This is a genomic window from Halomonas sp. FeN2, from assembly GCF_020595105.1.
Classification (GTDB): domain Bacteria; phylum Pseudomonadota; class Gammaproteobacteria; order Pseudomonadales; family Halomonadaceae; genus Vreelandella; species Vreelandella neptunia.
In genome coordinates this window covers 1,605,817-1,630,575 of the sequence record NZ_CP074200.1, presented here as the reverse complement: position 1 = coordinate 1,630,575, position 24,759 = coordinate 1,605,817, and the positions used below count along the sequence as shown (strand labels likewise).

Below are 24,759 nucleotides of genomic sequence, written 5' to 3'. Positions count from 1 at the left end.
GGTGGGCATAGCTATTAATACGCCTATTCGGCAGGCAAAATCCTGCCTGGATTCATCAGGCCCTTAGGGTCAAACAGCGCTTTAACACCGCTGACCATCTCTCGCTCAATCGGCGATAGCCGCGCCAGGTAGGGTGCCTGCTTGGTGCGGCCAATACCGTGCTCGGCGCTGATGCTACCGTGAAAATCATCGAGCACTTCAAACAGCCGCTCCTCCAGGTCGTGCAGGTGGGCTTTCTTATCGCTATCCGCCATTGTCATGGGCGGTAGAATGTTGAAGTGTAGATTGCCGTCGCCCACATGCCCGTAGGCAATAATTTCGCACTCGGGTGACGCCGCCATGACCACGTCGCTGGCTTGGCTGACGAAGTCCGGTATCGCCGAGATAGGTACTGAAATATCGGTGCGCAGGTGCTCTCCGCGCCGCCGCTGGCCTTCTAACATGCTTTCGCGGAACTGCCATAGCTGAGCGGACTGGGTGTCGCTGGACGCTAGGGCGCCATCCAATACCAGTTCGCTTTCCATGCCATTTTCCAGCAGTTGTTCCAGCATCGAACCGAGATCCACCGGCCCCGTGGCGGCCACTTCCATCAATACGTACCAGGGGTAGGGGCTGTCCATCGGGTCACGTAGCTCGGGGGTTGCTTCCATGGCCAGCTCGATACAGCGGCGGGGAATCAGCTCGAAAGCGGTTAGCAGATCACAGCAGTCGCGGCGCGCCAGGCCATACAGGTCGATCACCGCTTGAACGGAGGGCAGGCCCAGCAGGGCGGTACGGTTCTGGGTCGGGCGCGGGCAGAGCTTTAACACCGCACCGGTGACGATGCCAAGAGTGCCTTCGCTGCCCAAAAACAACTGCTGAAGGTCGTAACCGCGATTGTCTTTATGAAGCGCGTTAAGGCTCTCCCATACACGGCCATCGGGCAGAACCACCTCAAGTCCCAGTACCAGCTCGCGCATCATGCCGTAGCGCAGTACGTTAAGCCCGCCTGCATTGGTGGCGATATTACCGCCAATCTGGCAGCTGCCTTGAGCGCCCAGCGAGAGCGGAAAGTCACAGTCATGATCAAAAGCCGCCAGCTTGACGTTCTCAAGGATGCAGCCGGCGTCTACGGTAATGGTGAAGTTAATCGGATCGATGGCGCGCACGCTATTTAAGCGCTCAAGACTGATCACCAGTTCCTGACCGTTTGCTGCGGGCAGTGCGCCTGCCACCAGACCGCTATGGCCCCCTTGAGGCGTCATCGCGACCCCTTGTTCGTAGCAGCGCTTTACCACCTCGGCGACTTCTTCTGTGCTAGCTGGGCGCGCTACCGCCAGCGGTGTGCCCAGCGTATCCCCTGCCCAGTCGCTAACGTAGCGGGCCATGGCGTCCGGCTCGCGCAGCAGACCGCGCTCGCCGAGCAGGTGGGTCAGTTCATCTAAAAAGGTGGTCGTGTCGGTCATTAATGCTCTTCCTGCCAGGCCGCGCCTTCGGGGAAGCGGTGCTGTGCTTGGGATTCTGTGTGCATGGCAATACTGTAACCTGGCGCTTCTGGCACTTGATAGCGGCCACGGTTGATGACCACTGGATCAATAAAGTGCTCGTGAAGGTGATCTACGTACTCCAGCACACGACCTTCGAGGCTGCAGGATACCGCGATGTAGTCGAACAGTGAGATATGCTGGGTATATTCGCAAAGCCCAACGCCACCGCCGTGGGGGCAAATCGGCACGCCGAACTTGGCGGCCATGAGCGTTACTAAAATCACTTCGTTAAGCCCGCCCAAACGCGCTGCATCTAGCTGGCAGTAGTCGATGGCATCTGCCTGGAAGAACTGCTTGAACATCACTTTGTTGTGGCAGTGCTCGCCGGTGGCGACGCCGATAGGCGCAACCCGATGGCGGATTTCGGCGTGGCCGAGAATGTCGTCAGGGCTGGTGGGCTCTTCGATCCACAGCGGATCAAACTCGGCCAGTCGACGCATCTTGGTGACGGTCTCATCGACTTCCCACACTTGGTTGGCGTCCATCATCAGCACGTTTTCCCAACCGATCTCATCGCGAAGCAGCGCTGCCCGACGGGCGTCTTCTTCGATATCGCCGCCAATCTTCTGTTTGAAGTGAGTCCAGCCTTCGGCCAATGCTTCCCGCGCCAGGCGGCGGACTTTCTCGTCGCTATAGCCCAGCCAACCCGCTGACGTGGTGTAGCCAGGGTAGCCATCGCGGCGCATTTCGGCTTCGCGGGCTTCTTTGCCGGAGGCCTGACGGCGCAGCAAACAGATCGCTTCTTCCGGCGTTAACGCATCGGTGACGAAGCGGAAATCAAGGCAGCGAACCAGCTGTTCCGGCGTCATATCCACTAGCAGCTTCCACACCGGTTTGCCTTCTTTTTTCGCCCACATATCCCATACGGCGTTGACGATGGCGGCGGTGGCCAGGTGAATCGCGCCTTTATCGGGGCCGATCCAGCGTAGCTGGCTGTCGCCGGTGATTTCCCGCCAGAAGGTGCCCATATTGTCGGTAATAGAGGCCAGCGAGCGACCTTCAATTAGCGGCGCCAACGACTGTAAAGCAGTGACCACAATCTCGTTGCCGCGGCCAATGGTAAAGGTTAATCCGTGCCCCTCGGGGCTGTCATCATCGGTGTGCAGGATGACGTAGGCGGCGGAGTAGTCCGGCGCGGCATTCATGGCATCCGAGCCATCCAGCGAGCGCGAGGTGGGGAAGCGGATATCCTGGATCTCGACGCGAGTGATGGTTGTCATGGTGCGCTCCTAGGTAGTGATATGAGTGGCGTATTGATTGTTACGATCAGCGGCGCGCCAAGTGGCGCATCAGTTCGCGAATACCGTAAGTCCAGGGCGGCAACTGATCGCTTCTACCTACCCGGTTGACCAAGGCGCCCAGAGCAGGCGTGGCGATGGTGACACGATCATTCAGATGATGGGTAAAGCCCTGACCCTCGCCGTCGCGATCCTGAATGGGCGAAAACATGGTGCCGAGGAACAGCATAAAACCGTCCGGATATTGGTGGTGATCGCCGATGGTTTGGCTTACCAAGTCAAGAGGATCGCGGCTGATCTCGCGCATATCGCTCTCGCCCTGGAGTAGAAAATCGTCATCCTCACCCTCAATGCGCAGCGAGACCTGGCAATTGCGCACGCTATCGATATCGAAGTGGTCATCAAACAGGCGAATGAAGGGGCCAATGGAGCAGGAGGCGTTGTTATCTTTTGCCTTGCCGAGCAGCAGGGCGCTGCGCCCTTCCACATCGCGCAGGTTAACGTCGTTGCCCAGAGTCGCACCGCGCACCTGGCCGCGGCTGTCTACTGCCAGGACAATTTCCGGCTCGGGGTTATTCCATTTTGAAGACGGGTGCAAACCCACCGGTGTGCCAAAGCCTACCGATGAGAGCGGCTGAGACTTGGTAAATACCTCTGCATCCGGGCCGATGCCAACTTCCATATATTGTGACCAGCCGCCGCGCGCCTGAAGCGCTTTTTTAAGCGACATGGCCTCGTCAGAGCCGGGCTTAATTTTAGAAAGATCTTTGCCGATCAGTGCCTGCAAGTCATCGCGTAGTTCCACTGCCCGCGCCGGGTCGCCGCCCGCTTGCTCCTCGATGACTCGCTCTAACAGGCTGACGGCGAAGGTGACGCCACAGGCTTTAACGGCCTGAACATCGCAGGGAGCGAGCAGGTAGGGCGCTTGTGGTTGGGGTAACTGAGAGTTTTCCAGCAGAGCCTCGACACTGCCCAGGTTAGGACCTTCCGCCCGTCGCACGACCTCTTGTAGGTCATCACGTTCCAGCAGGTCTGCCATGGTCGGGCCAAACGCGGTGATGTCGATCACCTGGCCGTTATTGACAGTCACCAGCGCAGGGCCAGAATGGCTACCGTCCAGCCATACCCGGCCAACCAGCAGCGCGTTATCCAGGTCGTCGGGAAGTGTGTCCGTCGATGAAAGTGGATTCATGTACTTCTCCATTCGTTCTTAGAATTAGTTTAAATCTTTAGCACGGGGTACGACTGGCGCTAAACACACCATCGGCTATCATGTTATAGATGTCGTGTTGTATGACAGGTATGCCAGTTCATGGCTTACTTTAGCGCACCGCTCCATTTCGGGTCGATAGTTAAATCTATCTGGTTGAAGACGGTATCGCTTAGCAGCGCGCTCACCATAAAACAAAAAGTGGTAAGGAGAATTTCATGTTAGACGAGTGGAAAGGGAAACGCGTGCTGATCACCGGTGCCAGTCGTGGCATTGGTGCGGCGGTTGCGAAACAGCTGGGGGCGTTAGGAGCGCACGTAGCAGTGCACTATCACAGCAGTGAAGCCCCCGCTGAAAAGGTGGTTAACGCTATTTGCGATGCGGGTGGAAACGCTTTTGCCCTTAAAGCAGACGTCAGCCGCACTAGCGAGACCCAACAACTTGTCGATGATGCCGCCGAGCGTCTGGGCGGTTTGGATCTGCTGATCAATAACGCGGGGGACATGATGGGCCGTGTTGGCTTGGATGAGATGGACGATGACCAGTATGACCGGGTCATGGATCTCAATGCCCGTTCAGTGATTATGGCTAGCCGGGCGGCGCTACCGCATTTCCGGCGCGCAGGCGGGGGTAATATTATTCACACTACCTCGATTGCCGCGCGCAACGGCGGTGGGGGAGGTGCCGGGTTGTACGCCTCTGCCAAAGGCTTTGTAAGTACGATAACGCGTAATATGGCTAAGGAGTTGGCAGGGGATAATATCCGCGTCAACGCCGTTGCCCCCGGCACGATTGCCACCGATTTCCATGAGCGCCACTCCAGCGACGCCCATTTAGCCGCGGCACGAGCGTCAATTCCTATGGGGCGGTTAGGCACGGCGGAAGAGTGCGTGGGCGCGTACGTTTTTCTGGCCACCGATACGCTCAGTGGCTACGTCACGGGCCAAATTATCGAGGTCAACGGCGGGCAGTTAATGCCATGAATGTCTCCCCACGCTGTTATGAAATTGCGATCACCATGGGGGATCCTGCTGGCATCGGTCCGGAGATCATCTGCCGTGCACTGAGTGCTATGTCCGCCACCGAACGCGCCACCGCGATGGTCATAGGTGACCCGGCTATTTATCGCCGTGCAGCGGTGAGTGTTGGTGCCGCGCTGGAATTCGTGCCATTGGAGCAGGCAGAAAGTGGTCAGGATCATGTGGCGGTCGGCGTGGTCGAGGTGCCGGAAGGCGTTGAGATTCCCGATGGTCAAATCAGCGCCGGGGCGGGTGACATGGCGTTTCGCTGCGTCCACAAAGCCGTGGAATTGGTTCAGGCTGGGCGGACGCAGGTGATTGTCACCGCGCCACTGAACAAGGCGGCGCTGCATGCGGCCGGGCACCATTACGATGGCCACACAGGGATGCTGGCATCGCTGACCGGTGCATCCTCGTCGTTTATGCTGCTGGCATCAGAGACACTTTCGACACTGCATGTTTCTACCCACGTATCGTTGCGCGATGCGATTGATCGGGTCACCCCCGAGCGCATTATTGCCACCGTTGAGGCGGGGCATGCGCACTTGGTTGCGCTGGGGATGCGTGCCCCGCGTATCGCCGTCGCCGGGCTTAACCCCCACTGTGGTGAAGGAGGGATTTTTGGCGATGAAGATAGCCGCTGTATCGCCCCGGCGGTGGAGCACTTACGCCAGAGCGGTTTCGATGTGAGCGGGCCTATCTCGGCAGACACGGTGTTTTACCGCGCCTCAAAAGGCGAGTTCGACCTGGTGATTGCCCAGTATCACGACCAGGGGCATATCCCCGTCAAGCTAATCGCCTTTGATACCACGGTGAATGTCAGTCTCGGCTTGCCGCTTCAGCGTACCTCGGTGGATCACGGCACTGCCTTTGATATTGCCTGGCAGGGCAAAGCCGACGCGACCAACATGGGATCAGCGATTGCCTACGCCCGGCGATTAGCCAGTGGCGCAAAGGAATGAGTCGCTGCCGGTTGGTGATTATTGCCGACGACCTGTCAGGCGCGCTGGACACTGCCGCACCGTTCGCCGCGCGGGGCGCAGATGCCCGGGTGGTGATCAGCCTGGAGGCATTAGCGACAACGCTAGAGGCGTGGCAAGGCCAGTGGCCAGAGGTCATTGCCGTGAATACTCAATCCCGCCATCTGCCATCCGATGAGGCAGCGCTTCGGGTGAGTGAAGCAGTGCGTTTACTCAAGCGAGTAGCGCCGCAGCAGTGGTTTAAGAAAGTCGATTCAACCTTGCGTGGCAACGTCGTCGCCGAGTGCACGGCACTGCGGGAAGCGCTTGGTTTGCCCCTGCTGCTGGCTCCCGCGGTACCGGCCCAGGGGCGAACGGTGCGTCATGCCGAAGTGTGGGTGGACGGCATTCCACTGGCCGATACCACCTACCAACAGGATGCTCTCTCAACACCCCTGGTCGGCCCCATTGATCAGGCATTTGCCGTCAGTGGTTTGCCGCTGCAGCGCTATCAACCTGAGCGTGACGTTCAACTCCCTAATGGCGACTGCATCGCCGATGCAGAAAGTGACGAGGAGCTTTCTGTGCTCTATCAGCTCGTGCTGAGTGCTGGTGGCCGCCGAGCGATGGCGGGGGCTGCAGGGCTGGCAACGGCTATCGCCCAGCAATTTTTCGGGCGCCCCGATGCACCGTTTCGAAGGTTGAGTAACGTAAATGCAGTGCTTTATGCCATCGGTTCCAGAAGCCCACGTGCTGCCGAACAGCTTCAACAGTTGCGCCGACATGTGCCCGGTTTGGCCGTGATTAAAGCGTGTACCAATCCCTTTGCTACTTCCTGCCAACCCAGTAACAGCAGCCCCGTTTTAAATGCTTGTGCGGTCGTGCCTGGAGAGGGTGAGGAACGCACGGCAAGCCAAGTCGCCGAGTCGATAGCGGCCAATGTGGCCGACATTACATCTGCCTGGCGGGAAGATGATGCGTGTTTGCTATTTTTAACCGGCGGGGATATCGCCATGGCCGTGTTGACCCAATTGGGGGTGAGCTATATCTCTGTCGAGACGGAGTGGTCACCTGGGGTGGCACTAGGGAGTATGGATGGCGATAGGCGAAAGCAAGTGATGACTAAAGCGGGTGGCTTTGGCGATCCTCAGTTGCTGGTGCGCTTACACCATCAGGTCGCGACGGCTTGAATCATCATCGGCACTACGAAAATCGTTACCTGGATAGTTGCGCGATTGCGGGTAGCCAACTAAGTTTGAAACTGGTGGTATGACACGTATACAGCACTACAATCGGTTACGCTGGCTGCCGCCGCTTAAAAAATAACCAATACACCACAATAAATAGCAGCAAATCACACTACCCAAAAACAAATCCAATGGTTGTGAGGAGTACACGATGAGCCACAAACGCCAACACTCGCTTAACATGGCCCGCCTGCTGACCGCTACGCTTATCGCCGGTGGTCTCTCAGTGACCGGTGCTGTGCATGCGCAAGAAGAACTCACCTTTGCTCACGTCTATGAGACATCCGAGCCTTACCACGAGTGGGCACTGTGGGCGGCAGATGAAATCGAGGAGCGTACTGATGGCCGTTATTCGATCGGTGTCCACGCGGCGTCGTCGCTGGGTAAGGAGGCGGACATCAACGAAGGTTTACAGCTTGGCACGGTTGATCTGATCTACACCGGCAACCAATTTGCCGGACGTTTCTATGGCCCGGTGGGTATCGCTGGCGCGCCCTATATGTTCCGCGATTTTGATCACTGGCAGGCCTATGCCGATAGCGACCTGTTCAAGGAAATTGCCCAGGGCTACCAGGATGAAACCGGTAACGTACCGCTGGCTATGAACTACTACGGGCGCCGCCATGTAACCTCCAATAAACCGATCAATACGCCGGAGGACATGAAAGACCTGAAAATTCGTACGCCCAATGCGCCTATGTACATGATGTTCCCCGAAGCGGTGGGCGCCAACCCCACTCCGATTGCTTTCTCTGAGGTTTATCTGGCGCTGCAGCAAGGTGTGGTGGATGCTCAGGAAAACCCACTGCCGACCATTCGCGCCAAGGCGTTCCATGAAGTGCAGGACTATATCAATCTGACCGGGCATATCACTGATTCGCTAATCACTATCGCCGGTGGCCCGCTGTGGAATCGTCTCTCCGAAGAGGATCGCGAGATTTTCCGTGAGGTCTACACCGAAGCCGGTGAACGCATCACTCAAGATATCCTGGCGTCCGAGGAAGAGCTGGTGGCTTGGTTCGAAGAGCAGGGTGTGACCGTCAACGAAGTCGATATAGAACCCTTCCGCGAAGCCACGATTCCTGCCCATAACGGTGAAGCGGCTACTTGGGATCAGGAAACCTATGATCGCCTGCAGGCTATCGGCCTGTAATACCGTGAGGCCTGAGTTTTCCAGGCTTTTTACGTTTCCGGGATCGTTTTTTTCGTAGACCAAGACTCGCCTCACCCAGGCCTTGGGTGGGGCGAAGCGGGAGCCTTCCATGAGCCAAACCGACCCCACTGACGAGACCAGCCTTGCAGGTCTCGACGATGATTCTTTTAACATTCATGACTATGCCCTGGAAGATTTCCTGACGCTTGGGATCTTCTGGCTGCTGGCACTGGATGTCTTTATGCAGTTTTTCAGCCGCTATGTGCTGGGTAATTCCATCGCCTGGACGGAGGAGATGGCGCGTTATCTATTGGTCATGGTGGGCTTTATGGGCAGCACCATGGCCGTGCGAAAAGGGTCGCATATCGCAGTGGAATTTTTCTATCGCTACATGCCTGGGTGGCTGGGACGCTTGATGTCGACGCTGGTAGACCTGATCAATATTGCCTTCTTCGCCAGCATGGCCTGGATCACCTTCAAACTGGCTGACCGTACCAGTGCCATGATGACCTCGGTGGATATCCCTAAAAGCTGGCTTTACTACCTGGTGATGGTGGGCTTTATCGTAATGCTGGTGAGAGGGGTGCAGGTGGCTATTCGTCACTGGCGCTCGGGCACCAGTGAACTGCTCAATACCCAATAACAACACGGCAACACGCTACTCTCGGAGATCACCCCAATGCCTAACATTCTGGCTGTGAGGCGCGGCGGTGCGATAGTGCCGCCATTGGTCGCGGCTGTCGCGATACTCGGCTGTATCGCATTGGCCGTCACCCAGCACTATCTACTGTTCCTGTTTGCAGCACTCTTTACCCTGCTGGTGATGGGAGTGCCGATCGCCATTAGTCTTGCTGGCTCGTGCCTGCTGTATGTACTGCTGACCGGCAGAGTACCCGATGTTGTTGTGATGCATCGCATGATCAACGGTGTCGACAGCTTTCCCCTGTTGGCGATTCCGTTCTTTATACTCGCCGGTAACCTGATGAACAACGGCGGCATTACCGTGCGGATATTTGATTTTGCCAAGGCGTTGATGGGCTGGATGCGTGGCGGTCTGGGGCACGTTAATGTAGGCGCCAGTATTGTGTTTTCCGGCATGTCAGGAGCCGCAGTCGCCGATGCTGGGGGGCTAGGCACCATTGAAATCAAGGCCATGAAAGATGCCGGTTACGACGAGGAATTCTCGGTGGGTATCACCGCGGCATCTTCGACCATTGGCCCGATTATTCCGCCGAGCCTGCCGATGGTCATCTACGGCGTAATGGCCTCGGTGTCTGTCGGCCAACTGTTCGTCGCCGGCCTGGTGCCGGGCCTGTTGATGGGGCTGGTGTTAATGGCCATGATCACGATCATTTCACGGCGGCGCGGCTATACCCGCGATGCGGTGTTCTCGTTTCCGGTGCTTGGTCATACGTTCAAACGTGCCTTCCTGTCACTCTTAACACCGGTCATCATCGTCGGCGGCATAATGTCGGGGGCCTTCACGCCTACCGAAGCGGCGATTGCTGCGGTGGTTTACGCCTTGGTGCTGGGGGGAGTGGTTTATCGTAGCCTGACCTGGCGCCGCCTGCTCAAGGTGAGCATGGAAACTATTGAAACCACTGCCGTGATCCTGCTGATCGTTGCGGGTGCCTCGATATTTGCTTGGATATTGACCAGCAACCAGGTCACCCAGCATGTGGTCACCCTGCTTGGGCCGTTTGCCGACAATCCCATCGCCACGCTGATCATTATCAACCTTGTGCTGATTCTGGTGGGCTGCTTTATGGAGACCATCGCGGCGATCACCATCCTGGTGCCGGTATTGTTGCCGGTGGCCGTGACTGCGGGTGTCGATCCGGTGCACTTCGGCGTGATCATGGTGCTAAACCTGATGATCGGCTTGTTAACGCCGCCGGTTGGCATGGTGCTGTATGTACTGTCGCGAGTGTCCGGAATTTCCTTTGAGAAGTGCATGCGTGGCACGCTGCCGTTCCTAGTGCCGCTGGTCATCGCTTTACTATTGGTTACCTTCATTCCAGCCATCTCGCTATGGCTGCCGACACTGATTTATCGTTAAGCATTACCGGGGCTGGCCAAAGGTCAACTAATAGCCCGACTGGCACCAGGAGCTATTGATTAATGAAAGATACATCGTCAAATTTTCGCGTCGCTCGCGAAGACCTTGCCCGCTTCATGCAAGCCGTTCTGAAGGCGGCAGGTGCCGATCAGGCATCAGCAAACGCGGTCACTCGCGCGTTGATTACCGCCTCACGTATGGGAACCGACAGCCATGGCCTGCGACTGCTGCCACACTATCTGCAGGCGCTCAAGGGCGGGCGGATCAACGGCGCGCCCGAAATGCAGTTCCACCAGCGCCTGGCGGCGACCGGTTTTCTGGATGCTGACAACGGGCTTGGCCACTTAGCGGGTTACACCGCCATGGAACACGCCATGGCGATGGCAGAGAAGGTGGGGATGGGCGCTGTGGCGGTGGGCAACTCTTCGCACTTCGGCGCGGCAGGTTGTTATGCATTGGCGGCGGCTGAGCTCGGTTATCTGGGTATGGCGTTCTGTAATTCGGATCCTTTTGTGCTGTTGCATGAGGGCGCTAAGCCCTTTCACGGTACTAATCCCATCGCCTTTGCGGCACCTGTAGAGGGTGAGGCGCCATACCTGCTGGACATGGCGACAAGCTCGGTGCCCTGGAATCGCGTGCAACAGTATGGTGCGATTGGGCGTGAACTGCCTGATCAGGTCGCGGCGGATGCTGCCGGGAAGGTAAGCCGCGCTCCCGGTGACGTGGCCGCACTGTTACCGCTGGGGGGGAGTAGTTTCGGCTTCAAGGGCGCGGGGTTGGGGGGCATGGTTGAAGTTCTGAGTTCGATGCTGTCGGGCATGCAGCATGGCTTCAAGCTGCTGCCCATGGGCGGGCCTGACATGTCGACGCCACGCGGGGTAGGGCACTTTTTCCTGGTCATGAAACCGGATGCGTTTGCGGATGCAGGCACTTTTATGCGCGCAATGGCCGAGTATCTAGCCGACCTGCGCGCGCAGCCCGCTGTACCCAATGCCCTGGTAATGGCACCTGGGGATCGTGAATGGCGATGCCAGGCCCAGCGTGATGCCGAAGGCATTCCGCTCGATTCTGCCAATCAAAGAGCCTATGCCGAAATTGCCGATCAGTACCACATAGCGCCGCTCTCTCGACTGGATTGAAGGATAATGACCTGAAATGCAGTAAAATGGCGGGAAATTCCAGGTTAACCAGGGGTGACTGCCTATGAGCAGATACCGGATCGAGCGCAAAACGCTGTCCGAACAGGTCGCTGAACAGCTTGAAGCGGAGATTCTCGAGGGGCGGCTGAGTGAAAATGATCAACTGCCTTCAGAGAGGGAGTTGATGGAGCAGTTTGGTGTTGGCAGACCCGCGGTGCGTGAAGCGCTGTTCCACCTGCAACAGCTAGGGCTTATCGCGATAAACAGTGGTACCCGTGCCAGGGTTATTCGTCCCACCGCCGAGGCGGTGATGGCCAGACTTTCCGGGGTAACCCGGCAGCTGCTTGCTAAGCCTGATGGCCAGCAGTACTTTCAAGAAGCGCGAGCCATGTTCGAGATTTCGTTGGCTCGCTACGCCGCTAGCCATGCCAGCGAAGAGGATTTGGCCAGGTTACGGGACGCCTTGGCAGACAATCGCGATGCCATCGGCGATGAAGCACGCTTCAAGCGTTCCGATAACGACTTTCATGGCGTGTTGGCGAGCATTGGTCGCAACCCCATTTTCGATGCCATCCACGTGGCGCTATCGGAATGGTTGGATGACCGACGTGCCCAGGTGCTGCAACAGAAGGATGAAGATAAAGCCGCCACCGCCGCGCATACTGAGATTATCGAGGCCATTGAGTCGCGTGATCCAGACGCCGCCGAGGCGGCGATGCGCCGTCATTTAGAACGCCACTACGGCACTTACATGCAGCTTAAAAAGCGCCTGGCACCCAAGCCTGATTGATACGGCCTGCCACACGAGCTTTGCATGCAATAAAAACCTGGCCCGCTTAAAAGCGGGCCGCTTTTTTGGAAGCATGGTTTTTCGGTGCGAAGCGTTTCGGTGTGTGGCTTTTCAGAGCACGGCTTTTCAGAGCAGGGCTTTTCAAAGCATTGTGATTGGAGCGTCTTGGGTAATGCTATAGCGACACCCCGCGTTTCCAGGGAATGAAATCGTACTGAGCAAGTTCCACCGCACGCGGCCTATAGCGCCCTGACGCTGTTTCGATACACATTTCTAGCAAGCGGTCGGCCAGCTCGCCGATCTCTACCTCGCCACGAATGATCGGGCCCGCATCGAAGTCAATGACGTCGCTCATGCGCGTGGCAAGCGCACTGTTGCTGGCGATTTTAAGTACCGGCGTGACTGGGTTCCCAGTCGGTGTGCCAAGTCCTGTGGTGAACATGATCAGATTGGCACCGGAGCCGGCAAGTGCAGTGGTTGATTCCACGTCGTTGCCGGGTGTGCACAGAAGACTCAGCCCTGCGCGTGTTTGTGGTTCGGTATAGTCGAGTACGTCGACCACCGGGCTGTCACCGCCTTTCTTAGCGGCACCGGCGGACTTCATAGCATCAGTGATTAGGCCGTCACGGATATTGCCAGGTGACGGGTTCATAGAGAAGTCGGCGCCAACCAGCGCCGCGTGACGCTGATAGGCTTCCATCAGCTCGCTGAAGCGTTGGGCGACTGCATCGTCACTGCAACGGGCGACAAGCTCGTGTTCCACGCCACATAGCTCCGGGAACTCGCTTAAGATGCCGCTGCCGCCCAGCGCCACTAAGCGATCTATCACCGCACCTACCAGCGGATTGGCGGAAAGCCCTGAAAAACCGTCCGAACCACCGCATTCCACCCCGATGCTGAGCTTCGACAATGGCGCCGGGGCACGCTGGACTTGGTTGGCAGTGGCTAGCCCATCGAAGATAGTGGTTAGTGACTCGCGAATCAGTGCTTGCTCACTTTGACTGGCCTGCTGTTCGAGATAGTGCACTGGCTTCAGCCCTTCGGGATCGCGCGTCTCGATGGCCGCCTTGATCATGTCGATCTGCGCCTTCTGGCAGCCAAGGCTCAAGACCGTGGCACCGGCCACGTTGGGGTGGCAGATATACCCAGCGAGCAATTGGCAGAGCGCTTGGGCGTCGCCATCTGTGCCACCGCAGCCCAGGGTATGAGTCAGAAATCGAACCCCATCGACATTCGGAAACAGTCGTTCACGGGGTGGCGGTGATTGCGCAGCTGCATCGCCATGCAGAAGCTTGCGGGCCAGCTGCTTATAGTCGCGGTAGGGGTCTTCGCCAAGGGCGTCAGCGACGCACTGGCGCAGCACCTCAATATTGCGGTTTTCACAGAACACCAGCGGTACCACCAGCCATACGTTGGCGGTGCCGACTTGGCCGTTCGGGCGGTGGTAACCATCGAAGGTGGCTCCCTGAAAATGCGCTACATCCGGCGCCTGCCAACTGCCGCGTTTCGCCTGAGGCGTTGAGCTGGCGGTACTGTGTTCTACGTTCTCGGTGGTAATGGCCGCACCTTGGGCGATGGGGCGGGTAGCACGCCCCACAGTCACCCCATACATGATCACGCTGTCCCCGTGCTCAAGGGCCGCGAGGGTGAACTTGTGCTTGTGACGAACCGCCTCGGTGAGGGCGATGCGCTGGTCGTTGTCGGCGACGATGGTGCCGGCAGGAAGATCCTTCAAGGCGACACGTACATTGTCGGCGGCATGCACACGCAGGGAGTCTTGCTGGCCGCTGTCACTGACGATGGTTTGGCTCATGAGGAAGATCTCTGTATGGATAGTCGAGGCGTGTCACTGATTTCGATCATCGCTTTAACTACGCCGGTGGCTGGCGTGCACCAGGCGGGCATCCGCTCGGGCACATCGGCCAGTTCAGCACGGTGAGTGATCATGGCATCGACCTTCAGACGACCACTTTCCATCAAGTGGGTCACGTGATCGAAATCAGCACGCGTAGCGTTGCGGCTGGCTATTAGGGTCAGCTCCTTGCGGTGGAAGTCAGGGTCGTGGAAGCTGATATCAGACTTGACGATGCTCACCAGTACATAACGCCCAGCTTGCCCCAATAGATCGAATCCGGCCTGCATGGCGGCGGGACTGCCGGTGGCATCGAACGCCACATCGGCGAGCTCATCATCGCTCAAGGCCTTGAGAGCGGCATTGATGTCGTCTTCGCTGGGGTTCAGGGTCATTTCAATGCCGAGCTTATCGCGGCAGAAGGCCAAGCGCTCGGCGTTGGTGTCAATCACTACCACCCGCGCACCGCACTCACGCGCAAACTGGGCTACTCCCATGCCGATGGGCCCAGCGCCGGTCACTATCGCCAGTTCGTCCTGGACTAGCCCACTACGGCGCACCGCATGGGCGCCGATAGCCATGCACTCGACCAGCGCCAGTTGATCAAGTTCTAGGGTTTCGGAAACCACCAGATGGTTGAGGGGAACCGCCAGGGTGTCACACATGCCGCCATCCCGGTGAACTCCGATGACTTGTATCCGCTGGCAGCAATTGCTGTGTCCTTTGCGACAGGCGCGGCACTGACCGCAGTGCAGATAGGGAATCACATAGGCGCGCTGCCCAATCAGCTTGGGGTCACCCTCGCTACCCACCTCGATGATTTCACCGGCCAGTTCATGACCCAGTACGCGTGGATAGCTGAAGTAGGGCTGATTGCCGCCGTAGGCGTGTATATCGGTGCCGCACACACCGATACGACGAATTCTCAGCAGCGCTTCCCCTTTGCCGCAGCGGGGGGGATCGCGATGTTCAAGAGCCATGTAACCCGGTTCGGCACATACGACAGTTCGCATCTTGGCCTCCTGGCTCAGCGTTTCTGGTCGGCTACGACGGTCTGCTGCTGCTCACCCAGCCCCTGGATACCCAGGCGCATACGTTGGCCAGGTTTGAGGTAGACCGGCGGCTGTTGCCCCATGCCGACACCGGGCGGGGTGCCAGTGGAGATCACATCACCTGGCTGTAGGCTCATAAAGCGGCTCAGGTAGCTGATCAGAAACGGGATCTGATAGACCATGGTGCGGGTGTTGCCATCCTGGTAGCGCTTACCATCCACGTCGAGCCACATGTCGAGCTGATGGGGGTCTGTAACCTCGTCGGGCGTGACAAGCCACGGACCCAGGGGGCCGAAGGTGTCGCAGCCCTTGCCTTTATCCCAGGTGCCGCTGCGTTCGAGCTGGAACTCGCGCTCGGAGACATCGTTGATCACACAGAAGCCAGCAACGTGCTGCATGGCATCGGCTTCTACGATGTAACGCCCAGCCTTGCCGATCACGACACCCAGCTCCACTTCCCAGTCGGTTTTCTCGGAATCACGCGGGATAATCACCTCGTCATTGGGGCCGCAAATGGCGCTGGTCCATTTATTGAAAATCACCGGCTCCGGGGGAACCTGAGCGCCGGTTTCGGCGGCGTGGTCAGAGTAGTTAAGACCAATGCAGATGAACTTGCCCACGCCAGCAACGCAGGGGCCGATACGCGTATCGGCGGGCACTTCGGGCAGACTCGATGGATCAAGCGCAGCAAGCGCTTCGAGGGCGTGGCGGTCGAGAGCTTCTCCGGCCAGATCGGTGACATGCGCTGACAGGTCGCGAATCACTCCGTTGTCGTCCAACAAGCCGGGCTTTTCATGGCCGCGGGGGCCGAAGCGTAAAAATTTCATTGATCCGTTCCTTTGTGGTTCAGAAAATTAGCTTTAAGCGCTAGTTGCTAAGAATTAGTTGCTAAGAGTTAGTTGTCTTACAAACCGACATCGCATTGGAGATGGGGAGCTCGGCGCTCACTCGGTCAGATCAGCCAGCCACCATCAATGATCTGGGTGGTACCGGTGGTATAACTAGACTCATCGGCAGCTAAATAGAGGGCCAAGGCAGCAATTTCTTCAGGGTTGCCCAGTCGCCCCTGGGGCTGACGGGCGATGAACTCGGCGTAGACATCCCCCTCCTTGCGCCCCTGTCGCTTGGCTTGTTCGCCAATGCGCTGGCGTAACGAAGGTGAGTCCACCGTGCCGGGGCAGATGGCGTTGCAGCGAATTCCCTGCCCGATGTAGTCGGCGGCCACTGATTTAGTCAGGCCAATTACCGCCGCCTTGGTAGTGCCGTATGCGCAGCGGTTGGGCACGCCTTTGAGGCTTGAGGCCACCGAAGCCATATTGATGATACTGCCGCCGCCGTTGTTGAGCATGGCCGGCAGCAAGGCGCGCGTCATGCGCATCATCGCCATCACATTGAGTGATAGCGATAACTCCCAGTCGTCATCGCTACCTTCCAGTAGCGAGCCGTTGGCCACAAAGCCAGCGCAGTTGAAGAGGATGTCGACGGCGCCCAGCTCAGCGGCTAATGCGTCAATGGCGGCGGTATCCAGCACATCGAGCTGGCGCGTGTTGATGCCAGGTGTCGCGGCCAGCTCTTCGAGGCTTTGGGTGTTGATGTCTGTGGCAATGACCCGCGCTCCTTCTGCGGCAAAGTGCAGTGCCGTAGCCCGGCCAATTCCTTGGCCTGCAGCGGTAATTAGAGCCGTCTTGTCTTTAAGTCGCATGGCGGTTCCCGGTGTGGTTGTTGTTGATCCGGTACTGCTGTTGATCCTATTAGCGCCCCTTGATGGTCTATTGCATTAGCCACTGCGTCAGTGGCGGTAATTACCTTTATGACGAAAGTCATATGGTATGACAGGATGCTAGGATGATGTTTGTCTAAGTATGGCCTAGATGATGGCAGTTGCCAATATTCTGCAAGTCATCATGAAACGCAAAAGGGACGGCCGAAGCCGTCCCTTTAAATACTCATGAATGAGTTTATTTTAAATGCTTGATAACGGGAGAGGTTCCAGCATTGAAGTGATCAGTCCGTCATAGACGACTCAGCAATGCGCTGAAACTCAGCCACTAGATCTTCACCAATACGCGGGGCCCACTCTTCGTAAACCGGCTCTACGGCTTCCTGGAAGGCGGCAATTTGCTCGTCATCAAGGCGGGTGATTTGCATACCACGCTCTTCAAGTTGATCCCGAGCCCAGTCGTCGTACTCGCTGGAAAGCTGGATTTCATAATCGGCAGCCTGCAGCGCCGCTTCCTGAACAAGCTCCTGATACTCAGGGTCGAGGCGATCCCAGGTACGCTGAGAGATCATCTTGATGAAGGGAGTGTAAACATGGCGGGTTTCGGAGCCGTAGTCCTGCACCTCATAGAAATTGGAGGTCAGAATGGTGCTCCAAGGGTTCTCCTGGCCATCGACCACGCCTTGTTCCATGGCGGAGAAGAGCTCACCAAATGCCATCGGGGTCGGGTTGGCGCCCAGTGCTTCCCAAATAGCTAAGTGCACCGGGTTTTCCATGGTGCGAATTGATAGACCGCGAACGTCTAGGCCCGCCACATCCTCTGGAGAGGAGACTTCCCGCGCGCTATTGGAGAGCTGACGAAAGCCATTCTCAGAAAATGCTAAGGCTTTGATGCCGCTACCATCGAAGGCGTCTAGCATTTCCTGAGCAGCATCGCTACGCATGGCCTCAATAGCCGCTTCCCGGGTAGGTAGCAAGAAGGGAAGGTCGAAAACTGCCAGCTCCTCAACGTAGCCGGTAGCGGGTGAAGAAGAGGGATAAGTCATATCCAGCGTGCCGGTCTGCAGCATTTCCATCATCTGCACATCGTCGCCAAGCTGGCTGTTAGGGAAGATATTAACGCTGATGCGGCCTTCGCTGCGCTGGTTAAGAATATCCGCGAAGTACTGGCTGGAGATGTACTGGGGCGAACTTTCCGCTAAGCCTAGCCCCATACGCAGGGTGACGCTGCCGTGGTCACCCACTATATCGCCATCAATCGCTGGCGGGTCAGATAGATCAGGGGTTTGCGCATTGGCGATACCTGAACTGAGCAGCGTAGCGCCGGTTATTAATAGAGTACGTTTCCAAAGGTGGTGCATAGTCGTCACTCTCCTGGCGAGCTACAGACCGCTTCGCTAAGGGTGTCTTCCAAGCGGACTGCAGCGTGGTTAATTGTTGTTGTGTAAACGGCGCTCGCTTCTAGAGGTGTGAGCGCCGCAACCCTTAGGTGAATGTCTAATGTTTTCAATATATGTTCAACATATACTTTTGTATGTATCGACGTCGCAGGGAAGAAAGCGTACCGTCATGCCAACTCTCCCCTACACTTTAGGGAGCTTACTTAATCGATAATGTCGGTGGGGCAGTTTCAGTGTCTACGCGCCGACTGACTTTTATATTTACTTTAGGCGTGGAGCGGAACCATGGCCAATTTTCAGCGAATAACGCCTGAGCAGTTACGTTCACGTTACTGGTTCGATAACCCTGATCACCCTGGAACCACGGCGCTGTGCATCGAGCGCTACCTTAATTACGGCATTACCCTGGACGAGCTGACCAGCGGCAAGCCGATTATCGGTATTTGCCAGTCGGGCTCTGATTTAACCCCGTGCAACCGCCACCACATCGACCTGGTCAAACGGGTGAAAGACGGCATTCGCGCGGCGGGCGGTGTGCCGTTTGAATTCCCCATGCATCCCATCCATGAGAACGTGCGGCGCCCCACCGCCGCGCTGGATCGTAATCTCGCGTATCTAGGCATCGTTGAAGTGCTGCACGGCTATCCGTTGGATGGTGTGGTACTGACCACTGGCTGCGACAAGACCACCCCGGCGGCGTTGATGGCCGCTGCAACGGTGAATATCCCCGCCATCGTGCTGTCCGGCGGGCCGATGCTCAACGGCTGGCGCGGCGCTGAGCGGGTGGGCTCGGGCACCATCATCTGGGAGCTACGCAAGCGCCTGGCGGCGGGGGATATCGACTACGCCGAGTTTCTCTCCCGCGCCAGCGATTCGGCGCCATCGATCGGCCACTGCAATACCATGGGCACGGCGTCCACCATGAACTCCATGGCCGAAGTGCTGGGCATGAGCTTACCCGGCTCGGCGGTGATACCCGCACCCTATAAAGAGCGCGCGATGGTGGCTTTTGATACCGGCACGCGGATTGTCGATATGGTCTGGGAAGACCTGCGCCCGCTGGATATTCTGACCCGCGAAGCGTTTGAGAACGCCATTGTGGCCTGCTCGGCCTTGGGTGGTTCTTCAAACGCGCCGGTGCACATCAATGCAATTGCTCGCCATGCGGGTATTGAACTGGATAACGACGACTGGCAGCGCCTGGGCCATGAAATCCCGCTGCTGGCCAACGTGATGCCTGCCGGTGCCTTCCTGTGCGAAGAGTTCTACCGCGCCGGGGGAGTGCCTGCGATTCTCCACGAGTTACAAACGGCGGGTAAACTGCACGGCGATGCGCTGACGGTCAATGGCCGCTCCATAGGCGATAATCTGCAGGGCCGCGAAACTCAAGACCCCGATGTGATTTGTCGCTATAACGACCCATTGGTGAGCCACGCAGGCTTCCTCAATCTCAAGGGCAACCTGTTCGACTCGGCGTTGATGAAAACCAGCGTGATCTCGCGGGATTTCCGCGAGCGCTTCCTCAATGACCCCAACGACCCTGAAGCCTTTGAAGGCAAGGTGGTGGTCTTCGATGGCTCCGAGGATTACCACGCCCGTATCGACGACCCGGCGCTGAACATTGATTCACGCACCATTCTGGTAATGCGCGGAGCAGGCCCCGTAGGCCACCCTGGCGGTGCGGAAGTGGTCAATATGCAGCCACCGGAGGCGCTGATCAAACAGGGCATCGAATCGCTACCGTGCCTGGGCGATGGCCGCCAGTCGGGCACTTCCGGCTCGCCGTCGATTCTCAACGCCTCTCCAGAAGCAGCCACCGGCGGTGGCCTGGCGCTACTGGAGAGCGGCGATCGGCTGCGGGTCGATCTTAAGCGTGGCGAGGTACAGCTACTGATCGAGGATAGTGAGTTGGAAGCGCGCCGCGAGCGTTTAGCCCAGCTGGGCGGGTACCGCTACCCAGGTCACCAGACTCCCTGGCAGGAGATTCAGCGCAGCATGGTCGAACCGTTGGATCGCGGTATGACGCTAGAACCCGCCACCAAATATCGCGATGTGGCCCGCCAGCATCCGCCCAGGGATAATCATTAAAGAGGCGAGCACTTAGATGAGTCGTTGGAGTACCTTGTCGCACCGCCAGCAGGGCCTGCTACTGACCGGTGGTGGCGCGATGATCATGGCGCCGGATGCCTTGCTGATTAAGGTAGCCGACCTGCCAGATGCAGAAATTTTGATGTGGCGCGGCTTTCTCTCTGGGCTGGGATTTTTGCTGATTGCCCTGCTGCGCTATGGGCGCGGCATCCTGGCGGCCTATCGGCGCTGCGGCTGGACGGGCATCGCCGTCGCGCTGCTGTTCAGCCTGACCACCTGTGGCTTTGTGCTGGGCAACCAGTACACCAAGGCGGGCAACGTGTTGATGATCCTTGCCAGTTCGCCGTTAATCGCGGCCGTGCTCTCCTGGATCATCCTCAAAGAGCGCCTGTCCAGGCGTACCTGGCTGGCGATATTGCTGTGTATGGCGGGTGTCGCCATGATTGCTCTCGATGATGCAGGGGCCGGTTCCTGGATCGGCAATGCGTTCGCCTTGATGGCGGCAACAACCCTGGCGATTAACTTTACCCTCTGCCGTACGCGTCCGGGCGTGGATATGAGCCCGATGCTGGTGTTTAACGGCCTGATTGTTGGCAGCACTGCTGGGCTGTTTTGGCTGGCGGGGAGCGAACCCGCACTGCCCGCTGTTAACCAGCTGGCTGTGGTGATCCTGCTCTGCCTGATTATTGTGCCCTGCGGCGTGACGCTGCTGCAGCGCGGACCACTCTACCTGCCCTCCGCTGAGGTGGGCCTACTGATACTGCTGGAAGTGGTGCTGGGCACGCTTTTGGCCTGGTGGATCCTGGCGGAGCAGCCCGCGCCGATGGCCATGGTAGGCGGCGTGCTGGTGTTGGGTACTTTGGGTGCCAAGGGTCTCTATGAGCGGCGCTTAGAGCTAAGGATGCGCGCCGGACTCGAACCTTCGCCATCGGTAACAGTAGACCGGTCAAGTACGTTATGATTGACAGGAATCGAAATAGGGTCTTATCGCAGTGACGTCATCTCCCAGCAAGCCAGCCGCTCGCCCCAGTATCGCCGAACATCTTGCCGAGGAGATCTTCGGTGGGCGCTACCACCCCGGTGATCTCGTGCCTCGGGAAATGGATCTATGCGAGCGATTCGCCATTAACCGCTCAGCGGTGCGCAGTGATCTGCGCCAACTGGTCGATGCCGGTATTATCGAGCGTATCTCCGGCCACGGATCCAGGGTGCGTGAGTACTCCGAGTGGCATATTCTCGACGCCCAGGTGACCGACTGGTTAACCCGCTACGCAGCGCCCAACCCAGACATTCAGCGTGAAATCCTCGCCTTCCGCCTTGACGTTGAACCCTATGTGGCGATGACCGCCGCCAAGCGCGCCAAGGCGCGGGATTTGGTTGCTATCGAAGAGGCGTTCGAAGGGCTGGGGCAGAATCTGCGCAATGCCACCTGCGAAGAGGAGCGACGGCTGCACAGCGAGTGCGATGTCGCCTTTCACGAAGCTATCTTTAAGGCGACCCACAATATCGTCTGGGCGCAGCTATCGCATATCCTGCGGCCCTCCATCTATATGCTGATCTCCATGTCCAATGAGAACGCCCCGGATCCTGAAGAGAGCCTTGAGCGCCACCGCCAGCTGATGGAGAGCATTCGGCTACGCCGCCCTCGGGAGGCGTTTTTAGCGTCCCAAGCGGTTTTGGCGGGCACCGCCGCCGCGTTGGGGCTTGAGCACAGCGTCAGTTCATTGGGGCTCAGCGTTGAGCTGCCCCACACCTCTTCCTGACCCCATTTTCAATGGTAAATAACAAAGGCAAGCGTATGTCTGACTTCAACCTCGGCTTAGTGGGCGTGGGCAAAATCGTCCGCGACCAACACCTCCCGGCCATAGCCGCCACCCCAAACTGCCATCTTGTCGCCACGGCGGATCCCTACGCCTCGCTGCCGGATCTACCCGGCTATCAAGACCTGGAATCGATGCTAGACGCCCACCCTGAAATCACCGCTGTCTCAATCTGCACGCCGACACATCTGCGCTATTCTCAGGCGCGGGCGGCGCTGATGCGAGGCAAGCACGTGCTGCTTGAGAAACCACCGGGGGCAACGTTAAGCGAAGTGGAGGACTTGATTGCCTGTGCCAAAGAACAGGGCGTTAGCCTATTTGCAGCCTGGCACTCGCGGTTTGCCCCCGGCGTGGCCCAAGCCCAGCAGTGGCTTGCCGAACGGCAGGTACAGCGGGTAGAGATCGAGTGGAAGGAGGATGTGCGGGTATGGCATCCAGGCCAGGCGTGGATCTGGCAGCCCGGTGGCATGGGAGTTTTTGATCCCGGTATCAATGCGCTGTCAATTGCGACTGAAATCCTGCCCCAACCGTTCTTTCTGCAACAGGCGCGGCTGCTGGTGCCGAGCAATGCGCAAACCCCAATTGCGGCAAAGTTATCCTTTACCGACCCAGAAGGGGCGGCGATCGAGGCCGATTTCGACTTCCTGCAAAGTGGCCCGCCGACCTGGGATATGCATATCGATAGCGATGGCAGCCGCTTGAGTCTCACCCAGGGTGGCTGTCGATTGGTCATCGACGATGAACTGATCATTGAAGAGGAGGAGCGCGAGTATCAAGGTTTATATGCGCGCTTTGCCGAGCTGATCGCAAACAAGCGCAGCGAGGTGGATGTTGCCCCGCTGCGCCAGGTCGCCGATGCGTTTCTATACGGTCATCGTGAAACCACCGACGCCTTTATCGAGTAACGCCAGTTATTCACGCTTGCCATCGACCAAGCGTGATACTCCACAAGGGTTACCGTCACGGATCGCTTCGGGCAGTAATCCTTCCGGCAGCGCTTGGTAGCATACCGGGCGCAGGAAGCGGAAAATGGCCGCGCTACCTACTGAGGTCGTGCGTGAATCCGAGGTTGCTGGGAAGGGGCCGCCATGTACCATGGCGTGGCACACTTCTACACCCGTCGGCCAGCCGTTGGCTAGAATACGGCCCGCCTTGCGCTCCAGCGTCGGCAGTAGTTGCTTGGCTGTCGCCAAGTCACCGTCATCCATCTGTAGCGTAATGGTGAGCTGGCCTTCCAACTGAGCAGCCACACGCGCCACTTCCTGGGCGTCCGCACAGGCGATCACCAACGAAGTTGAACCAAACACCTCTTCTTGAAGGGCGGGGTCGTTGAGGAATGCCTCGGCCTGGGTAACGAACAGTCCCGCCTGGCAAGGGTTCGCTGTTTCACCCGCTTGACCACGTGCGATCTCGGTGACCTTGGCGTGGTTGGCGAGCCGATCAACACCCTGTTGGTAAGCGTCGTGAATGCCCGGCGTCAGCATGGTTTGCGCAGCGCTGGCCTTGACCGCTTCACCGGCCGCTTCAACGAAGGCATCCAGCTCCGGGCCCTGAATCGCAATCACCAACCCAGGGTTGGTGCAGAACTGCCCGGCGCCCATGTTAAGTGAGCCGACAAACCCTTCGGCAATCGCTTTACCGCGTGCCTTGAGGGCTTCCGGCAGCAGAAAGACCGGATTGATCGAGCTCATCTCGGCGTAAACGGGGATTGGCTGTGGCCGCGCCTGGGCAGTGGCCATGAGTGCCGTGCCGCCATTGCGTGAACCGGTGAAGCCCACCGCCTGGATGCGCGGGTCAGCGACCAGTGCCTGGCCGATGTCGCGGCCTGAGCCAAACAGTAGTGAGAAAACGCCTTCAGGCAGGTTGCACTTGGCAACGGCGCGTTGAATGGCACGACCCACCAGCTCAGACGTTCCGGGATGGGCAGAGTGGCCCTTGACCACAACCGGGCAGCCAGCCGCCAGTGCTGAGGCAGTATCGCCACCGGCCACACTAAAGGCGAGCGGGAAGTTGCTGGCGCCAAATACCGCCACCGGGCCCAGCGCGATATGGCGCTGGCGCAGGTCGGCACGCGGCAGCGGCTCACGATCCGGCAGGGCGGGATCGATGCGCACATCGAGCCACTCGCCAGCCCGCACCACGTTGGCGAACAAGCGTAGCTGACCGCAGGTGCGGCCACGTTCGCCCTGCAGACGGGCTTCGGGGAGGCCGGTTTCGGCGACGCCACGCTCGGTTAGCTCTTCGCCGATGGCCTCGATCTCGCTGGCAATGGTTTCGAGGAAAACGGCCCGCTCTTCAAGCGAGGTTTCGCGGTAAGTGGCGTACGCCGCTTCGGCGAGTTCGCACGCTTGCTCGACTTCCGCTTTGCTGCCGCCGGGGTAAGCGGGCGCGAGGGTCTCGCCGGTGGCGGGATTCACCGCTTGAATGTCAGCCTGTTGGCCGCTGATGGCCTGCTGGCCAATAAGTAGTTTGCCTTCCAGAGTCATG

General features: G+C 58.3%; 21 protein-coding genes. 12 read left to right on the top strand and 9 right to left on the bottom strand.

Annotated features, from left to right (window positions below; translation table 11 throughout):
- Positions 1-23: 23 nt before the first annotated feature.
- The 3 genes from KF947_RS07570 to KF947_RS07560 are packed head-to-tail and all read right to left on the bottom strand — an operon-like array spanning position 24 to position 3,956.
- Complete coding sequence (locus KF947_RS07570; protein WP_227405856.1) at positions 24-1,445, bottom strand: FAD-binding oxidoreductase; 1,422 nt, start codon at positions 1,443-1,445, stop codon at positions 24-26.
- The gene (locus KF947_RS07565) at positions 1,445-2,746 is read right to left on the bottom strand and encodes an L-fuconate dehydratase (RefSeq protein ID WP_227405855.1); all 1,302 of its coding nucleotides are present in this window, start codon (positions 2,744-2,746) and stop codon (positions 1,445-1,447) included. The genes KF947_RS07570 and KF947_RS07565 overlap by 1 nt, the downstream gene beginning before the upstream one ends.
- A gap of 46 nt (positions 2,747-2,792) precedes the next feature.
- A complete protein-coding gene (locus tag KF947_RS07560; RefSeq protein WP_133733273.1) occupies positions 2,793-3,956 on the bottom strand; it encodes a fumarylacetoacetate hydrolase family protein in 1,164 nt (387 codons plus the stop codon).
- A gap of 236 nt (positions 3,957-4,192) precedes the next feature.
- Here KF947_RS07560 and KF947_RS07555 point away from each other — a divergent pair, with 236 nt between their 5' ends.
- From KF947_RS07555 to nanR, 8 genes are all read left to right on the top strand, one after another.
- Complete coding sequence (locus KF947_RS07555) at positions 4,193-4,957, top strand: SDR family NAD(P)-dependent oxidoreductase (RefSeq protein ID WP_133733272.1); 765 nt, start codon at positions 4,193-4,195, stop codon at positions 4,955-4,957.
- Positions 4,954-5,955, top strand: a complete 1,002-nt coding sequence (gene pdxA / locus KF947_RS07550) for a 4-hydroxythreonine-4-phosphate dehydrogenase PdxA (RefSeq protein ID WP_227405854.1) — start codon at positions 4,954-4,956, stop codon at positions 5,953-5,955. Before KF947_RS07555 ends, pdxA begins: the two co-directional genes overlap by 4 nt.
- Positions 5,952-7,142 (top strand): four-carbon acid sugar kinase family protein, encoded by a 1,191-nt coding sequence (locus KF947_RS07545; protein ID WP_227405853.1) that lies wholly within the window; start codon positions 5,952-5,954, stop codon positions 7,140-7,142. Before pdxA ends, KF947_RS07545 begins: the two co-directional genes overlap by 4 nt.
- Before the next feature lie 208 nt (positions 7,143-7,350).
- Positions 7,351-8,352 (top strand): sialic acid TRAP transporter substrate-binding protein SiaP, encoded by a 1,002-nt coding sequence (locus KF947_RS07540; RefSeq protein ID WP_133733269.1) that lies wholly within the window; start codon positions 7,351-7,353, stop codon positions 8,350-8,352.
- Positions 8,353-8,461: 109 nt separating this feature from the next.
- The gene (locus KF947_RS07535; protein ID WP_133733268.1) at positions 8,462-8,995 is read left to right on the top strand and encodes a TRAP transporter small permease; all 534 of its coding nucleotides are present in this window, start codon (positions 8,462-8,464) and stop codon (positions 8,993-8,995) included.
- 36 nt (positions 8,996-9,031) lie between these two features.
- Entirely contained in the window at positions 9,032-10,411 is a 1,380-nt protein-coding gene (locus KF947_RS07530) for a TRAP transporter large permease (RefSeq protein WP_223288657.1), read from the top strand.
- Between the two features lie 62 nt (positions 10,412-10,473).
- Positions 10,474-11,550 carry an Ldh family oxidoreductase gene (locus KF947_RS07525; protein ID WP_227405852.1) on the top strand — a complete coding sequence of 359 codons (1,077 nt, stop codon included), beginning with the start codon at positions 10,474-10,476 and terminating at the stop codon, positions 11,548-11,550.
- Positions 11,551-11,614: 64 nt separating this feature from the next.
- Entirely contained in the window at positions 11,615-12,340 is a 726-nt protein-coding gene (nanR, locus tag KF947_RS07520; protein ID WP_133733265.1) for a transcriptional regulator NanR, read from the top strand.
- A gap of 175 nt (positions 12,341-12,515) precedes the next feature.
- Here the strand turns inward: nanR and KF947_RS07515 are convergent, their stop codons facing one another.
- The 5 genes from KF947_RS07515 to KF947_RS07495 form a co-directional block, all read right to left on the bottom strand.
- Positions 12,516-14,153, bottom strand: coding sequence for a UxaA family hydrolase (locus tag KF947_RS07515; protein ID WP_227405851.1), 1,638 nt, complete (start codon positions 14,151-14,153; stop codon positions 12,516-12,518).
- Positions 14,150-15,205: a zinc-binding alcohol dehydrogenase family protein gene (locus tag KF947_RS07510; protein ID WP_227405850.1), complete on the bottom strand. Its 1,056-nt coding sequence runs from the start codon at positions 15,203-15,205 to the stop codon at positions 14,150-14,152. The genes KF947_RS07515 and KF947_RS07510 overlap by 4 nt, the downstream gene beginning before the upstream one ends.
- A gap of 14 nt (positions 15,206-15,219) precedes the next feature.
- Positions 15,220-16,071, bottom strand: coding sequence for a fumarylacetoacetate hydrolase family protein (locus tag KF947_RS07505; protein WP_227405849.1), 852 nt, complete (start codon positions 16,069-16,071; stop codon positions 15,220-15,222).
- 125 nt (positions 16,072-16,196) lie between these two features.
- Entirely contained in the window at positions 16,197-16,946 is a 750-nt protein-coding gene (locus KF947_RS07500) for an SDR family oxidoreductase (protein ID WP_227405848.1), read from the bottom strand.
- Between the two features lie 302 nt (positions 16,947-17,248).
- A complete protein-coding gene (locus KF947_RS07495; RefSeq protein WP_227405847.1) occupies positions 17,249-18,325 on the bottom strand; it encodes a TRAP transporter substrate-binding protein in 1,077 nt (358 codons plus the stop codon).
- 324 nt (positions 18,326-18,649) lie between these two features.
- Between KF947_RS07495 and KF947_RS07490 the strand changes: the two genes are divergently transcribed.
- The 4 genes from KF947_RS07490 to KF947_RS07475 are packed head-to-tail and all read left to right on the top strand — an operon-like array spanning position 18,650 to position 23,177.
- Positions 18,650-20,452, top strand: a complete 1,803-nt coding sequence (locus KF947_RS07490; protein WP_227405846.1) for an IlvD/Edd family dehydratase — start codon at positions 18,650-18,652, stop codon at positions 20,450-20,452.
- Positions 20,453-20,468: 16 nt separating this feature from the next.
- A complete protein-coding gene (locus tag KF947_RS07485) occupies positions 20,469-21,413 on the top strand; it encodes a DMT family transporter (protein ID WP_227405845.1) in 945 nt (314 codons plus the stop codon).
- Positions 21,414-21,444: 31 nt separating this feature from the next.
- Positions 21,445-22,215: a FadR/GntR family transcriptional regulator gene (locus tag KF947_RS07480; RefSeq protein WP_227405844.1), complete on the top strand. Its 771-nt coding sequence runs from the start codon at positions 21,445-21,447 to the stop codon at positions 22,213-22,215.
- A 35-nt stretch (positions 22,216-22,250) separates the two neighbouring features.
- Positions 22,251-23,177, top strand: coding sequence for a Gfo/Idh/MocA family protein (locus tag KF947_RS07475; protein WP_227405843.1), 927 nt, complete (start codon positions 22,251-22,253; stop codon positions 23,175-23,177).
- A gap of 6 nt (positions 23,178-23,183) precedes the next feature.
- Here the strand turns inward: KF947_RS07475 and KF947_RS07470 are convergent, their stop codons facing one another.
- Positions 23,184-24,758, bottom strand: coding sequence for an aldehyde dehydrogenase (NADP(+)) (locus KF947_RS07470; RefSeq protein ID WP_227405842.1), 1,575 nt, complete (start codon positions 24,756-24,758; stop codon positions 23,184-23,186).
- Position 24,759: the final 1 nt, after the last annotated feature.